At 45.7% G+C, this 14,608-nt stretch carries 8 protein-coding genes, 7 tRNA genes, 3 rRNA genes and 1 pseudogene; 3 read left to right on the top strand and 16 right to left on the bottom strand.

Annotated elements, in window-relative coordinates:
• Positions 1–152: 152 nt before the first annotated feature.
• The 11 genes from QNH10_RS07455 to QNH10_RS07405 form a co-directional block, all read right to left on the bottom strand.
• A tRNA-Met gene (locus tag QNH10_RS07455) sits at positions 153–227 on the bottom strand.
• Positions 228–398: 171 nt separating this feature from the next.
• Positions 399–474 (bottom strand) — tRNA-Val (locus QNH10_RS07450).
• 165 nt (positions 475–639) lie between these two features.
• Positions 640–714, bottom strand: a tRNA-Glu gene (locus QNH10_RS07445).
• Positions 715–732: 18 nt separating this feature from the next.
• Positions 733–823: transfer RNA gene (locus QNH10_RS07440), tRNA-Ser, on the bottom strand.
• Positions 824–826: 3 nt separating this feature from the next.
• Positions 827–901: transfer RNA gene (locus QNH10_RS07435), tRNA-Asn, on the bottom strand.
• A 52-nt stretch (positions 902–953) separates the two neighbouring features.
• Positions 954–1,069 (bottom strand): 5S ribosomal RNA (rrf, locus tag QNH10_RS07430).
• A gap of 140 nt (positions 1,070–1,209) precedes the next feature.
• Positions 1,210–4,137: ribosomal RNA gene (locus QNH10_RS07425) — 23S ribosomal RNA — on the bottom strand.
• A gap of 320 nt (positions 4,138–4,457) precedes the next feature.
• Positions 4,458–4,533, bottom strand: a tRNA-Ala gene (locus tag QNH10_RS07420).
• Positions 4,534–4,543: 10 nt separating this feature from the next.
• Positions 4,544–4,620, bottom strand: a tRNA-Ile gene (locus QNH10_RS07415).
• 103 nt (positions 4,621–4,723) lie between these two features.
• Positions 4,724–6,273, bottom strand: a 16S ribosomal RNA gene (locus QNH10_RS07410).
• Together the 16S, 23S and 5S rRNA genes with 7 tRNA genes alongside form the textbook arrangement of a ribosomal RNA operon.
• Before the next feature lie 333 nt (positions 6,274–6,606).
• The gene (locus QNH10_RS07405) at positions 6,607–7,473 is read right to left on the bottom strand and encodes a nucleotidyltransferase-like protein (RefSeq protein ID WP_283734090.1); all 867 of its coding nucleotides are present in this window, start codon (positions 7,471–7,473) and stop codon (positions 6,607–6,609) included.
• A gap of 159 nt (positions 7,474–7,632) precedes the next feature.
• Between QNH10_RS07405 and QNH10_RS07400 the strand changes: the two genes are divergently transcribed.
• On the top strand, positions 7,633–8,001 hold the full coding sequence (locus QNH10_RS07400; RefSeq protein ID WP_283734089.1) for a YgzB family protein: 369 nt from the start codon (positions 7,633–7,635) through the stop codon (positions 7,999–8,001).
• Positions 8,002–8,062: 61 nt separating this feature from the next.
• Here QNH10_RS07400 and perR read toward each other — a convergent pair whose 3' ends face one another.
• From perR to bcp, 3 genes are all read right to left on the bottom strand, one after another.
• The gene (perR, locus tag QNH10_RS07395; protein ID WP_283734088.1) at positions 8,063–8,488 is read right to left on the bottom strand and encodes a peroxide-responsive transcriptional repressor PerR; all 426 of its coding nucleotides are present in this window, start codon (positions 8,486–8,488) and stop codon (positions 8,063–8,065) included.
• Positions 8,489–8,611: 123 nt separating this feature from the next.
• Positions 8,612–9,556, bottom strand: coding sequence for a D-2-hydroxyacid dehydrogenase (locus tag QNH10_RS07390; protein WP_283734588.1), 945 nt, complete (start codon positions 9,554–9,556; stop codon positions 8,612–8,614).
• Between the two features lie 19 nt (positions 9,557–9,575).
• Complete coding sequence (gene bcp / locus QNH10_RS07385) at positions 9,576–10,052, bottom strand: thioredoxin-dependent thiol peroxidase (protein ID WP_283734087.1); 477 nt, start codon at positions 10,050–10,052, stop codon at positions 9,576–9,578.
• A 127-nt stretch (positions 10,053–10,179) separates the two neighbouring features.
• On the opposite strand from bcp, the gene QNH10_RS07380 reads away from it, so the two are divergent.
• Together QNH10_RS07380 and QNH10_RS07375 are read left to right on the top strand one after the other, a co-directional pair.
• Entirely contained in the window at positions 10,180–11,484 is a 1,305-nt protein-coding gene (locus QNH10_RS07380; RefSeq protein ID WP_283734086.1) for a glutamate-1-semialdehyde 2,1-aminomutase, read from the top strand.
• 73 nt (positions 11,485–11,557) lie between these two features.
• Positions 11,558–12,640 carry an FUSC family protein gene (locus QNH10_RS07375; protein WP_283734085.1) on the top strand — a complete coding sequence of 361 codons (1,083 nt, stop codon included), beginning with the start codon at positions 11,558–11,560 and terminating at the stop codon, positions 12,638–12,640.
• A 36-nt stretch (positions 12,641–12,676) separates the two neighbouring features.
• On the opposite strand, the pseudogene QNH10_RS07370 reads toward QNH10_RS07375, so the two are convergent.
• A pseudogene (locus QNH10_RS07370) lies at positions 12,677–13,570 on the bottom strand (ABC transporter permease).
• Positions 13,571–13,586: 16 nt separating this feature from the next.
• Positions 13,587–14,591: an ABC transporter permease gene (locus QNH10_RS07365; RefSeq protein ID WP_283734084.1), complete on the bottom strand. Its 1,005-nt coding sequence runs from the start codon at positions 14,589–14,591 to the stop codon at positions 13,587–13,589.
• Positions 14,592–14,608: the final 17 nt, after the last annotated feature.

Below are 14,608 nucleotides of genomic sequence, written 5' to 3'. Positions count from 1 at the left end.
TAATTTCCTTTCAGGAAATTATACAAATCGCATTCTGCGTGATGCGACTTGCTCCACCCCGCGATAATGTTAGTTGTAGGAAATTTAAATCCTACGCATGTTGTTTTGCTTTGAGACTTAGTTGTAATATCCTTTTAGGAAAGTACGTAAATTGGTTGCGGAGGCAGGATTTGAACCTGCGACCTTCGGGTTATGAGCCCGACGAGCTGCCACTGCTCCACCCCGCGATAGTGTTAGATATAGGAAATTTAAATCCTACGCATGTTGTTTTGCTTTGGGACTTAGTTGTAATTTCCTTTTAGGAAATTACACAAATCTCATTCTGCGTGATGAGATTTGCTCCACCCCGCGATAATAATAATTGAATCAATTTGTTCTAATTTCAGTTTAATAAATTATGGTGGAGGATGACGGGTTCGAACCGCCGACCCCCTGCTTGTAAGGCAGGTGCTCTCCCAGCTGAGCTAATCCTCCAGGTTAAAATTGCGATAAGCTTCGCATTACTGCGTCAGCTTCATTCGTTCAGTCAGTCACGTACTGTTGTACGCTCCTTCCCTCTCTCAATCGCTTCCTTGTCCTGCTTGCTTCTCCCAATTTTAACGAGAGCTGCAAACTAATTGAAAAGGCTGTTAGTAAAAATGGTGACCCCTACGGGATTCGAACCCGTGTTACCGCCGTGAAAGGGCGGTGTCTTAACCGCTTGACCAAGGGGCCATATTTAGAATTTAAAACTGGCGGAGAGCAAGGGATTTGAACCCTTGATACGCGGTTAGCGTATACACGATTTCCAATCGTGCTCCTTCGGCCACTCGGACAGCTCTCCAATTGGCTCCGCAGGTAGGACTCGAACCTACGACCGATCGGTTAACAGCCGATTGCTCTACCACTGAGCTACTGCGGAATAATACGATAACTATTGTTTTACAGTTTGTTATGTCGTTTTAGAAATAACAGCCCAGCGACGTCTTACTCTCACAGGGGGAAGCCCCCTACTACCATCAGCGCTGAAGAGCTTAACTTCCGTGTTCGGTATGGGAACGGGTGTGACCTCTTCGCCATCATCACTGGACTATTTTCACAGGACAAGATTTATTATACCATATCTGGTGAAAACTTCAAGCGTTTTTTCAAAATAAATTATTTTGTTCGCTCAAAACCGGATAAAAGAGACATTGTTGCTACTACAAGTTCAACCATACTTTATAACTTAAGGTTAAGTCCTCGATCGATTAGTATCCGTCAGCTGCACGTGTCGCCACGCTTCCACCCGGACCTATCCACCTCATCATCTTTGAGGATCTTACTTACAAATGTAATGGGAAATCTCATCTTGAGGGGGGCTTCATGCTTAGATGCTTTCAGCATTTATCCCGTCCACACATAGCTACCCAGCGATGCCTTTGGCAAGACAACTGGTACACCAGCGGTGTGTCCATCCCGGTCCTCTCGTACTAAGGACAGCTCCTCTCAAATTTCCTGCGCCCGCGACGGATAGGGACCGAACTGTCTCACGACGTTCTGAACCCAGCTCGCGTACCGCTTTAATGGGCGAACAGCCCAACCCTTGGGACCGACTACAGCCCCAGGATGCGATGAGCCGACATCGAGGTGCCAAACCTCCCCGTCGATGTGGACTCTTGGGGGAGATAAGCCTGTTATCCCCGGGGTAGCTTTTATCCGTTGAGCGATGGCCCTTCCATGCGGAACCACCGGATCACTAAGCCCGTCTTTCGACCCTGCTCGACTTGTAGGTCTCGCAGTCAAGCTCCCTTATGCCTTTGCACTCTACGAATGATGTCCAACCATTCTGAGGGAACCTTTGGGCGCCTCCGTTACACTTTAGGAGGCGACCGCCCCAGTCAAACTGCCCACCTGACACTGTCTCCTGCCGGATCACGGGCAAGGGTTAGAAGTCCAATACAGCCAGGGTAGTATCCCACCATTGCCTCCTCCGAAGCTGGCGCTCCGGATTCCAAGGCTCCTACCTATCCTGTACAGGCTGCACCGGAATTCAATATCAGGCTACAGTAAAGCTCCACGGGGTCTTTCCGTCCTGTCGCGGGTAATGCGCATCTTCACGCATATTATAATTTCACCGAGTCTCTCGTTGAGACAGTGCCCAGATCGTTACGCCTTTCGTGCGGGTCGGAACTTACCCGACAAGGAATTTCGCTACCTTAGGACCGTTATAGTTACGGCCGCCGTTTACTGGGGCTTCAATTCAAAGCTTCGCTTGCGCTGACCTCTCCTCTTAACCTTCCAGCACCGGGCAGGCGTCAGCCCCTATACGTCACCTTACGGTTTTGCAGAGACCTGTGTTTTTGCTAAACAGTCGCCTGGGCCTATTCACTGCGGCTCTCTCGGGCTTTAACACCCTACCAGAGCACCCCTCTCCCGAAGTTACGGGGTCATTTTGCCGAGTTCCTTAACGAGAGTTCTCTCGATCACCTTAGGATTCTCTCCTCGCCTACCTGTGTCGGTTTGCGGTACGGGCACCTCCCGCCTCGCTAGAGGCTTTTCTTGGCAGTGTGAAATCAGGGACTCCGGGATAATTCCCCTCGCTATCACAGCTCAATGTTATAGGAACGGGATTTGCCTCGTTCCACACCTCACTGCTTAGACGCGCATGACCAACAGCGCGCTCACCCTATCCTTCTGCGTCCCCCATTGCTGATAACGGCGGGGAGGTGGTACAGGAATATCAACCTGTTATCCATCGTCTACGCCTTTCGGCCTCGACTTAGGTCCCGACTAACCCTGAGCGGACGAGCCTTCCTCAGGAAACCTTAGGCATTCGGTGGAAGGGATTCTCACCCTTCTTTCGCTACTCATACCGGCATTCTCACTTCCAAGCGCTCCACCAGTCCTTACGGTCTAGCTTCAACGCCCTTGGAACGCTCTCCTACCACTGACATCAAAGATGTCAATCCGCAGTTTCGGTGATCCGTTTAGCCCCGGTACATTTTCGGCGCAGCGCCACTCGACCAGTGAGCTATTACGCACTCTTTAAATGGTGGCTGCTTCTAAGCCAACATCCTGGTTGTCTGGGCAGCGCCACATCCTTTTCCACTTAACGGATACTTGGGGACCTTAACTGGCGGTCTGGGCTGTTTCCCTCTCGACTACGGATCTTATCACCCGCAGTCTGACTCCCAAACATAAATCATCGGCATTCGGAGTTTGTCTGAATTCGGTAACCCGGGATGGGCCCCTCGTCCAAACAGTGCTCTACCTCCGAGATTCTTTCGTTTGAGGCTAGCCCTAAAGCTATTTCGGAGAGAACCAGCTATCTCCAGGTTCGATTGGAATTTCACCGCTACCCACACCTCATCCCCGCACTTTTCAACGTACGTGGGTTCGGGCCTCCAGTAAGTGTTACCTTACCTTCACCCTGGACATGGGTAGATCACCTGGTTTCGGGTCTACGACCCCATACTCATTCGCCCTATTCAGACTCGCTTTCGCTGCGGCTCCGCATTCTCTGCTTAACCTTGCATGGAATCGTAACTCGCCGGTTCATTCTACAAAAGGCACGCCATCACCCATTAACGGGCTCTGACAACTTGTAGGCACACGGTTTCAGGATCTATTTCACTCCCCTTCCGGGGTGCTTTTCACCTTTCCCTCACGGTACTGGTTCACTATCGGTCACTAGAGAGTATTTAGCCTTGGGAGATGGTCCTCCCGGATTCCGACGGAATTTCACGTGTTCCGCCGTACTCAGGATCCACTCTGGAGAGGATGGACTTTCGACTACGGGGCTTTTACCCGCTATGGCAGACCTTTCCAGGTCGCTTCGTCTAATCCATCCCTTTGTAACTCCGTATAGAGTGTCCTACAACCCCAGGAAGCAAGCTTCCTGGTTTGGGCTCTTCCCGTTTCGCTCGCCGCTACTAAGGGAATCGATTTTTCTTTCTCTTCCTCCGGGTACTTAGATGTTTCAGTTCTCCGGGTGTGCCTCGTTCACGCTATGTATTCACGTGAACGTACTGCCCCATTACGGGCAGTGGGTTTCCCCATTCGGAAATCTTCGGATCATAGCTTACTTACAGCTCCCCGAAGCATATCGGTGTTAGTGCCGTCCTTCATAGGCTTCTAGTGCCAAGGCATCCGCCGTGCGCCCTTTCTAACTTAACCTTTATACGGCTTTCGACACATTAAATGCGTCTAAGTACCGTTGGTTGATTACCATTGTATAGCGATATACGTTGGTAATCGTTAAAAAAGTATAAATCAATCACAAAAGTGATCGACTCGGTTGATTACTTGATGTTTTGTCCAGCCTCAGCAGCCAGGTGCTCGGGTCATAAGCCATATTGGCTACGCGGCAAAAAGCGCCGCTACACCAATCTGTCTTATGCCTGTCGCACCTAAAATGGCTGCTTTGGCTTTTCTATGTTGCTTCAATGTCGTTTTATCCAGTTTTCAATGAACAATGTACTTTATTAATATAAAGTTGGTGGAGCCTAGCGGGATCGAACCGCTGACCTCCTGCGTGCAAGGCAGGCGCTCTCCCAGCTGAGCTAAGGCCCCGGAGTATTAATGGTGGGCCTAAGTGGACTCGAACCACCGACCTCACGCTTATCAGGCGTGCGCTCTAACCAGCTGAGCTATAGGCCCCTTCCGGGATATATGAAGTTTCATTAATTAAAATGACCCTTCAAAACTGAACGCAAAACGTTAACGTATGAACCCAAGGTTCATATTCCGTAATTATCCTTAGAAAGGAGGTGATCCAGCCGCACCTTCCGATACGGCTACCTTGTTACGACTTCACCCCAATCATCTGTCCCACCTTCGGCGGCTGGCTCCCGTAAGGGTTACCCCACCGACTTCGGGTGTTACAAACTCTCGTGGTGTGACGGGCGGTGTGTACAAGACCCGGGAACGTATTCACCGTGGCATGCTGATCCACGATTACTAGCGATTCCGGCTTCATGCAGGCGAGTTGCAGCCTGCAATCCGAACTGGGAACGATTTTATGGGATTGGCTCCCCTCGCGGGTTCGCAGCCCTTTGTATCGTCCATTGTAGCACGTGTGTAGCCCAGGTCATAAGGGGCATGATGATTTGACGTCATCCCCACCTTCCTCCGGTTTGTCACCGGCAGTCACCTTAGAGTGCCCAACTGAATGCTGGCAACTAAGATCAAGGGTTGCGCTCGTTGCGGGACTTAACCCAACATCTCACGACACGAGCTGACGACAACCATGCACCACCTGTCACCGCTGTCCCCGAAGGGAAAGACATGTCTCCATGCCGGTCAGCGGGATGTCAAGACCTGGTAAGGTTCTTCGCGTTGCTTCGAATTAAACCACATGCTCCACCGCTTGTGCGGGTCCCCGTCAATTCCTTTGAGTTTCAGCCTTGCGGCCGTACTCCCCAGGCGGAGTGCTTAATGCGTTAGCTGCAGCACTAAGGGGCGGAAACCCCCTAACACTTAGCACTCATCGTTTACGGCGTGGACTACCAGGGTATCTAATCCTGTTTGCTCCCCACGCTTTCGCGCCTCAACGTCAGTTACAGACCAGAAAGTCGCCTTCGCCACTGGTGTTCCTCCACATCTCTACGCATTTCACCGCTACACGTGGAATTCCACTTTCCTCTTCTGTACTCAAGTCCTCCAGTTTCCAATGACCCTCCACGGTTGAGCCGTGGGCTTTCACATCAGACTTAAAGGACCGTCTGCGCGCGCTTTACGCCCAATAATTCCGGACAACGCTTGCCACCTACGTATTACCGCGGCTGCTGGCACGTAGTTAGCCGTGGCTTTCTAACGAGGTACCGTCAAGGTACGGGCAGTTACTCCCGTACTTGTTCTTCCCTCGCAACAGAGCTTTACGATCCGAAAACCTTCTTCGCTCACGCGGCGTTGCTCCATCAGACTTTCGTCCATTGTGGAAGATTCCCTACTGCTGCCTCCCGTAGGAGTCTGGGCCGTGTCTCAGTCCCAGTGTGGCCGATCACCCTCTCAGGTCGGCTACGCATCGTCGCCTTGGTAGGCCATTACCCCACCAACAAGCTAATGCGCCGCGGGCCCATCCTGCAGTGACAGCCGAAACCGTCTTTCAGAGTTCTTCCATGCGGAAGAACCGATTATTCGGTATTAGCCCCGGTTTCCCGGAGTTATCCCCATCTGCAGGGCAGGTTGCCCACGTGTTACTCACCCGTCCGCCGCTAATATCAGGGAGCAAGCTCCATCAATTCGCTCGACTTGCATGTATTAGGCACGCCGCCAGCGTTCGTCCTGAGCCAGGATCAAACTCTCCATAAAAGAGAAATTCGAATAGCTCGAGTTTCTTGCTGACTTCGAATCCGAAGATTCGTTTTGTTCTTTTCACCGACAGGGTCGGCTTCAGAACTTTATTTGTTAACGTTTTGCTGTTCAGTTTTCAAGGTTCATTTGTTTGCAGCTCCGTTAGAAGCAACTCTTATATAATATCACGCTGTGGTTAGAGTGTCAAACACTTTTTTAAAATAGTTTTTCAAGCCTTTTCGAAGCTTGGTAACTAACTCCCTCAGCGACGATTACTATAATAGCATGGGCTGATTTCGTATGTCAACATCAAAAATGCAAAAGGACGAATAAATCGTCCTCAGCCATTGATTAGTACCCTACACTGTAATCTCTATGGAAGACATACTCATTTTTCGAATCACTTTCCACTATCTTAATAAACCCTTTTTCAATCAAAAATTCAATCAACACTTCAAGATTAATCGAATACATACGTAACTCCTCGTGTTCGTGAAGTTCCTGTATGGTCCATGTTTCCTTCTCCGACATGACATCCATAATATGTCGCGCACCATCCAGTGTCCGATTATGAATAAAGAATTCACTTGCAAGGAAAAGGAGTTCAAGTCTCTTCTCAATAGGTTCCTCACTCATGATTAGTTCCTCATATAGTTTATAAATTGCAGGATCAATCTTTTTCACTTGGGTCCATACGGTGACCTCGGGTGCATAACCCTTTTCAATCACAGTCAGTCTCGCGAGATGATGAAGAGATTGGATTGCATAATGATAAGCATCCATATAGTTCAGTTGTTCGAAAAACATTTTCCCTTCCATATAGACCCTGACTAACCGTGAAAGCTCAATCCCCATTTTCAATTTCCGTCCATAAAACGGATACTCCCTTAACTCTTTTTTCAACCCTTCTACAAACTCATTGCGGTCAAAGAAGATTTTTCCGTAGAAAAGCCAGTCGACCACTTTTCGTCTCGTCCCTAATAGAAGCCATTTCCTCAGTTGCTTTTCACTGATAACATGCATTGCCGCTTTTCCGCTTCCATCTGAATAGTGTTTTGTATATATAGGAGTTTCTTCATTCGAAGTTATGATTAACATGATTTCATCAAATGTGTCTGTTATCGGATCCCCCCTGCCTCTTTTTTCAACAAGAATAACACCTAATGTTTCGGGTGAGCTTGCGCGTTCCTGATAAATTGGTCTAAGAACTTGTTCCATATTGACACCTCCACACCTATTTCTTCGACAGTACTTCCACAAAACCCTTCAACAAAATATGATGTATATCGATTTTATGCTATATTGATTGAGGAACGTTTTGCGTTTCTTACTTTATACGTTTCAGTTAATAATATCTACACTTAAGGAGGATTACGATTGAAACCTTATAAGAATAAAATAAACCGAATCCGTTCATTTGCGCTATCCCTAATTTTCCTTGGGGTTATCATAATGTACCTCGGGATTTTCTTCAGACAGAATGAAATCATCATGCTGATTTTCATGGTTCTTGGACTTCTTTCTATTATCGGCAGTACAATTGTTTACGCTTGGATCGGTACTTTGTCAACGAGGGCCGTTCAAATCATTTGTCCGAATTGCGGCAAGGCAACTAAAATGCTTGGTAGAGTTGATATGTGCGGACATTGTAGAGAACCATTAACTTTGGATCCTTCGCTGGAAGGTAAGGAATTTGACGAATCTTATAACCGCCCAACTAAAAACAAGAATTCAGTAAACAAATAAAAAAAACCGGTTCCCCGACAATATCGGAACCGGTTTTTCTGTTTTTATATCCACTGTACAGTTAAGATGCACATTCAGGACATGTACCATATACTTCGAGTCGGTGGGAATTCACTTTGAATCCTGTAACATGGGAAGCAAGGTGTTCAACTTCCTCCAAGCCAGGATGATGAAAATCGACGATTCGTCCGCAGACGTCACAAATGATATGGTAATGATCATGTGTTACAAAATCGAAACGGCTTGATGAATCACCGTAAGTAAGTTCCTTAACAAGCCCTGCATTACGGAAAACCCGTAGATTATTATAAACAGTCGCGACACTCATATTCGGGAAATCAGCTTCAAGTGCTTTATATATTTCATCTGCTGTAGGATGCGTCTCAGAAGAAATAAGAAATTCTAAAATAGCATGCCTTTGTGGTGTAATCCGAACACCACTTTCCTTCAATGTGACAAGCGCGTCTTTCAAGAATACTTCAGACATCGCCAACACTCCAATCCATAAAGATTACTTATTTATAATCATTATAATTAGTTTACTGAAGAAGATGCTGTTTTGTCAATAAATACAATGCGCACTTTCAACTAAAGTGATCATTTTCTCACTTTAATACCCTTTTTTCGGGTCGACTAAATTTACTAACTCTCCATCACCGTTTTGCCACTTCTCCAGGTTTTCTATAAAAAATTCCAATGCTCTTTCAATATACTTCCCGGAATGGCTGGATACATGCGGGGAAATCGACACATTCGATAAATTCCAGAGTTCGCTATCAACTAATATAGGCTCTTTTTCAAAAACGTCTAAAACGGCATGACCTATTTCGCCATTTTTCAACGCGTCAACTAAAATTGACTCCTTCACCAAATCTCCTCTTCCAAAATTCATGAATGTTGCTGTCGGTTTCATCGCCTTGAAATACCTTTCATCTAATAGGCCTTTTGTTTCTGCAGTGCTTGGTAAAATTGAGATGACATAATCGGCGTCCGGTAATCTATCTATAAGATTATCGAACTGAATTGTTTCATCCATGCTTTCTGCTGGTCTGCCAGACTGGTTGCAACCGATTGTCCGTACACCGAATGCTTGGAGCAGGCGTCCGATTTCCGAACCTATCGCACCTGGACCAAGGATGATTGCTGTTGATCCCCGCAACTCTGTCTGTTTGACTCTTGTATTCCATTCTTTCCTCTTTTGCTGGTCATATAATGAAGGTAAAGCTCTTGTTAGTGATAAAATATGCCCGATCACTGATTCAGCCATAGGGGTTTTATGAATCCCACGGACGTTACTGATGACAATTCCTCTCTCAGCAATTTCAGATAGAGGCATCTTTTCCACTCCAGCTGAAGCTACCATTAACCATTTAAGGGATGTCGCCTTCTCAAGCACACTAGTATTGATATCCTCCCCGTATGTAACAATTACTTCGAATTTATCAATTGGGGATTCATCGAGTTCTTTATTATATTCAAAATGAACTTCCGGAAACCTTGACTGCAAGTTTTTTAGTTGCTCATCTTTAATTTTAAAAGTGAATAATACATTCATCATTCCCACCGCCATTTCCTTATGCTTTCGTCAACTGTTCCAAAGTTGCAAACGCTTCTTCAATATGACCCGCCACTTTCACTTTCCGCCATTCCTTGACAACTGTACCTGTCGGATCGATCAGGAAAGTAGAACGCTCAATGCCCATGTATTCTTTGCCGAACATTTTCTTCAATTTCCAGACGCCGTATTTCTCCGCCACTTCATGCTTTTCATCGACTAATAAGGAAAACGGAAGACCTTGTTTTTCGATGAATCGCTGATGAGATGCTTCATTATCAGGACTCACTCCCAATATGACCGCATTCAAATTGCTGAAGTCTTGATAAGCATCTCTAAAATCACATGCCTGTGTTGTACAACCTGGTGTGGCGTCTTTCGGATAGAAATAAAGAATTACATATTTCTTCCCTTCGAAATCACTTAAAGAAACTTTTTCGCCTTTTTCATTTGGTAATGTGAATTGTGGTGCTTGCAACCCTTCTAACTTTTCCATGTACAATCCCTCCCTATTACTTTACTACATCGTACCGGACTGCCGGCCCGGTTTCAATTTCTTTGGCGTATCGGCGTTATTTTGTTTAAAATAGGAAATGTACGTGATTTGAACGGAGGAATTGTAAATGAAAAGAACGAAGTCAGAACAAATCTATCAAGAAGCTTGCGAACATATCGTAGGAGGGGTAAACAGCCCTTCCCGTAGCTATAAAGCAGTTGGTGGTGGAGCACCTACAGTTATGGAGCGTGCACAAGGTGCCTATTTTTGGGATGTCGATGGCAATAAATATATCGATTATTTGGGGGCTTATGGACCGATCATTACGGGACACGCTCATCCCCATATCACAGAAGCCATTACAAAAGCTGCTACTACAGGGGTTCTATATGGAACACCGACACCACATGAAGTGAAATTCGCAAAAATGCTTAAGGAAGCAATCCCTACTATGGACAAAGTACGCTTCGTCAATTCAGGGACCGAAGCGGTCATGACGACAATCCGTGTTGCGAGAGCTTATACTAATAGAACAAAGGTGATGAAGTTTGCAGGTTGCTACCATGGGCATTCGGATCTTGTTTTAGTAGCGGCCGGTTCAGGTCCCGCTACACTCGGGACTCCCGATTCAGCAGGTGTTCCAGCATCTATTGCACAAGAAGTGATTACAATCCCATTTAATGATCCAGAAGGTTACAAACAGGCTATGGATAAATGGGGTGACCAATTGGCTTGTATTTTAGTCGAGCCGATTGTCGGTAATTTCGGTATCGTCGAACCAAATGAAGGATTCCTTGAATTGGTCCATGAAATCGCAAATGAAAAAGGTGCGCTCATTATTTATGATGAAGTGATTACCGCTTTCCGTTTCCACTATGGCGCTGCTCAAACAATGTTAGGCACGACTCCCGATTTAACTGCATTCGGAAAAATTATCGGCGGCGGTTTACCAATTGGGGCTTACGGCGGAAGAAAAGAAATTATGGATACAGTTGCCCCGCTCGGCCCTGCGTACCAAGCCGGAACAATGGCCGGTAACCCTGCTTCTATGCTATCAGGTATTGCTTGCTTGGAAGTATTGCAGCAACCCGGCATTTATGAAGAGATGGACCGTTTAGGTGGATTGCTCGAGGAAGGTATCCTTCAATCCGCAGAAAAACACGGCATCACAATGACGATTAACCGTCTTGGTGGCGCATTAACATTGTTCTTCACAGATGTGAAAGTAGAAAATTATGAGCAGGCTGAACAGACGGATGGTGAAATCTTCGGTAAGTTTTTCAAATTGATGTTGGAAAAAGGCATAAATCTTGCCCCTTCAAAATATGAAGCTTGGTTTCTAACAATCGCGCATAATGAGGATGACGTGAATCATACATTAGATGCGGTTGATGAATCTTTTAAAGAGCTCAAACGTCTATTAAACAGTTGACCAATTTGAACAGTTAAGGTAAAGTCGCGGGAAATGTGTAACATATTATTTTTCTATAAGAAAGGATAATCCCATGAAACTTGGTGCCCGCATCTTTAAAACGGGTATTGCAATCGTTTTTGCATTGTTTATCGCAGATGTACTGAGTTTACCGAATCCTGTTTTCGCTGGGATTGCGGCCATCTTCGCGATTCAGCCTACCATTTATCGTTCTTATTTGACGATAGTAGAGCAAATACAAGGTAATCTTATCGGAGCGATTACAGCAGTCATTTTTGTATTAGTGTTTGGACATCAAATCGTGACTGTCGGTTTTGCCGCTGTCATCATTATATTGGTGATGTTAAAATTAGGGCTCGAAAAATCAGTTTCACTTGCGCTTGTGACGATGATTGCAATTATGGAGATCAAAGGAGATGCTTTCCTCTCTTTTGCAACCCTTCGATTTGTAACAATCGTCATCGGAGTCCTATCAGCATTTATCGTAAACTTGCTTTTCATGCCTCCCAAATACGAAACGAAATTATTCCAGGCGATTCATCAGGCACAAGACGAAATTATCCGATGGATCCGTCTTGCAGGGAGGCAGGCTTCCGAGCATGTTGCGACTAAGAAATCTTTGGATAAGTTGAAGGAGCGCCTTACAAACGTTAATCAGCTTTATACTTTATTCAAAGAGGAACGAAGCTATTTTAAGAGAAATACGATGGTGAAAGCTCGAAAACTTGTCATTTACAGACAAATGATTGCCGCTTCAGAGAGCAGTCACGAAGTACTTTTCCGACTTCATAAATTTGAAAATGAATTGCTGAACCTTCCAGAGCATTTCCGAATGATGATACAGGAACGACTCGATTCCCTACTAACGTATCATGAGCAAATCCATTTGAAATTTGTAGGTAAGTTAAAATCCGGGAAATTGACAGAGAGCTTAAACGAGGACTATATACAGCGTCAAGAAGTGATGGACATTTTTGCAAAAGAAATTGCCCTTACAAAGGAAGAAGAGGAATTTTCCGCATACCACCTCCTGCATGTGCTGTCCGCATTGTTGAATTATGATGAACAACTTGAGCATCTCGATCGCTTAATCGTCTCCAATCAACGCAGGCACGGACATGAGCTGAGCAATGAGCTTCGCGAAGAAATATTTTAAACCTCCTTGGGTCCAAGTGGCCCAAGGAGGTTTTTTTTAACTTTTCATCTTCGGATCAAGTGCATCACGCAAGCCGTCCCCATTAGGTTAAAACCTAAAACAGTTAACATGATGGAAAGCCCCGGGAAAATCATTGTCCATGGAGCAGATTGCAAATATGCTTTTGAATCCGCCAACATTTTTCCCCATTCCGGTTGAGGCGCCTGGGCGCCTAAGCCAAGAAAACCTAAAGCCGCAGCTTCGAGAATGGCGGTTGCCACTGCAAGTGTTCCTTGAACAATGACAGGAGCCATGGAATTGGGTAGAATATGCGAATATAAAATTCGGGCATCTTTCATCCCAATCGCTTTTGCTGCCATAATATACTCGTCCTCTTTAATGCTAAGCACTTTAGATCGTATCAACCTTCCGAAATTCGGAACGTTAATAATGGCAATGGCTATCAATGCATTTTCAAGCCCGGGTCCTAATACCGAAACAATTGCGATGGCTAACAGGATCGAAGGGAAGGCAAGCATAATATCAAAGACCCTGGATATGATTGTATCTGTCCATCTGCCATAATACCCCGCTACGATTCCCAAAAAGCTGCCTACGATAACCGATGCAATAACGGATAAAAATCCAACCGAAAGCGATATCCTTGAACCATGGATGATGCGGGACAAAATCCCTTCCAAAGTCATCTGTTCCGAGCCAGTATTCTGAGGATGGCGGCTGAAATCTGTCCGGTGCGAACTGTTCATTAATGCCCTCTTTTGCGATAAGGGGACCAAACAGAGCTAACAATATGAAAAATATGATGATGATCATACCAGCAACAGCCGATTTACTCTTTCTGAAGCTTCTCCATGCCTCTCGCCACGGGCCATTCGTCTTTTCTTTTTCATCTTCAATGATTCCGTCCAGTTTAGGCGTTTTTCCAGACATCCGCAATCCCCCTCGCTTAGTCATATTTAATCCTTGAATCGATCAGGCCGTATAATAAATCGACGACCAAGTTAATCATGACAAATATAAAGGCGATTACGAGAATGCTCGATTGAATTACCGGGTAATCCCTGAAGTTAATGGCGTCATAAATGTACCTTCCAATGCCCGGCCAAGCAAAAATCGTCTCAGTCAAAATGGCACCGCCAAGCAACATGCCCATTTGGAGCCCGATAACCGTCAAAACCGGAATAACAGCATTTTTAAACGCATGTTTATAAACTACCCAAAACATTTTTTGCCCTTTCGCCCTTGCTGTCCGAATATAATCGGAGCGCATCACTTCCAGCATACTGGAACGGGTCATTCTTGCAATGATCGCCATGGGTATAGTGGCTAATGCAACTCCTGGTAGGATAAGATGCCTCATGACTTGCCACAATTGATCGAACCTCCCTTGTATCATCGTATCTATGATATAGAGATTCGTAATTGCGTGGACAGGATCCCTCACCTGCTCTCTTCCAGTCGTCGGTAGCCAGGAAAATTCAATCGCAAACACCCATTGACCTAATAACCCTAACCAAAAAATTGGCATCGACACACCGACAAGCGCCAAAATCATAGCTATGTAGTCAAACCATGAATTTTGGAACCAAGCTGAAATGATACCAGCATTTATGCCAATAATGATAGCTATAATAATTGCAAAGAATGCGAGTTCTATCGTCGCAGCCAAATGTGGCCATATTTCGTCTGCAACCGGTAGGCGTGTCCGCATGGATTCCCCAAGGTCACCTTGCAAAATACCACCCAAGTACTTAAAAAATTGCGTATACCATGGTTGATCCAACCCTAATTTCGCATTCATAGTGGCAATCGCTTCAGCTGTTGCTTGCTGACCTAAAATGAGCTGGGCAGGATTTCCGGGTATAGCCCGAATCATCATGAAAACAATGAAGACCATACCAAGTAACACGGGTACAAGCTGCATGATCCTTCTTCCAATGTAGCTAAGCATCACCTTCACCTCGTAAG

Source organism: Sporosarcina thermotolerans (genome assembly GCF_030067815.1).
GTDB classification, from domain to species: domain Bacteria; phylum Bacillota; class Bacilli; order Bacillales_A; family Planococcaceae; genus Sporosarcina; species Sporosarcina thermotolerans.
Note: the sequence above shows the minus strand (reverse complement) of the source record. Positions and strands in the feature narration are given on the sequence as shown.

Excerpts from the sequence above, each read along its gene's own strand:
- perR (WP_283734088.1), bottom strand. The coding sequence starts at position 8,488 with ATGTCTGAAGTATTCTTGAAAGACGCGCTTGTCACATTGAAGGAAAGT.
- QNH10_RS07380 (WP_283734086.1), top strand. The coding sequence starts at position 10,180 with ATGAAAAGAACGAAGTCAGAACAAATCTATCAAGAAGCTTGCGAACAT.
- QNH10_RS07365 (WP_283734084.1), bottom strand. The coding sequence starts at position 14,591 with ATGCTTAGCTACATTGGAAGAAGGATCATGCAGCTTGTACCCGTGTTA.
- bcp (WP_283734087.1), bottom strand. The coding sequence starts at position 10,052 with ATGGAAAAGTTAGAAGGGTTGCAAGCACCACAATTCACATTACCAAAT.
- QNH10_RS07375 (WP_283734085.1), top strand. The coding sequence starts at position 11,558 with ATGAAACTTGGTGCCCGCATCTTTAAAACGGGTATTGCAATCGTTTTT.
- QNH10_RS07405 (WP_283734090.1), bottom strand. The coding sequence starts at position 7,473 with ATGGAACAAGTTCTTAGACCAATTTATCAGGAACGCGCAAGCTCACCC.
- QNH10_RS07390 (WP_283734588.1), bottom strand. The coding sequence starts at position 9,556 with ATGAATGTATTATTCACTTTTAAAATTAAAGATGAGCAACTAAAAAAC.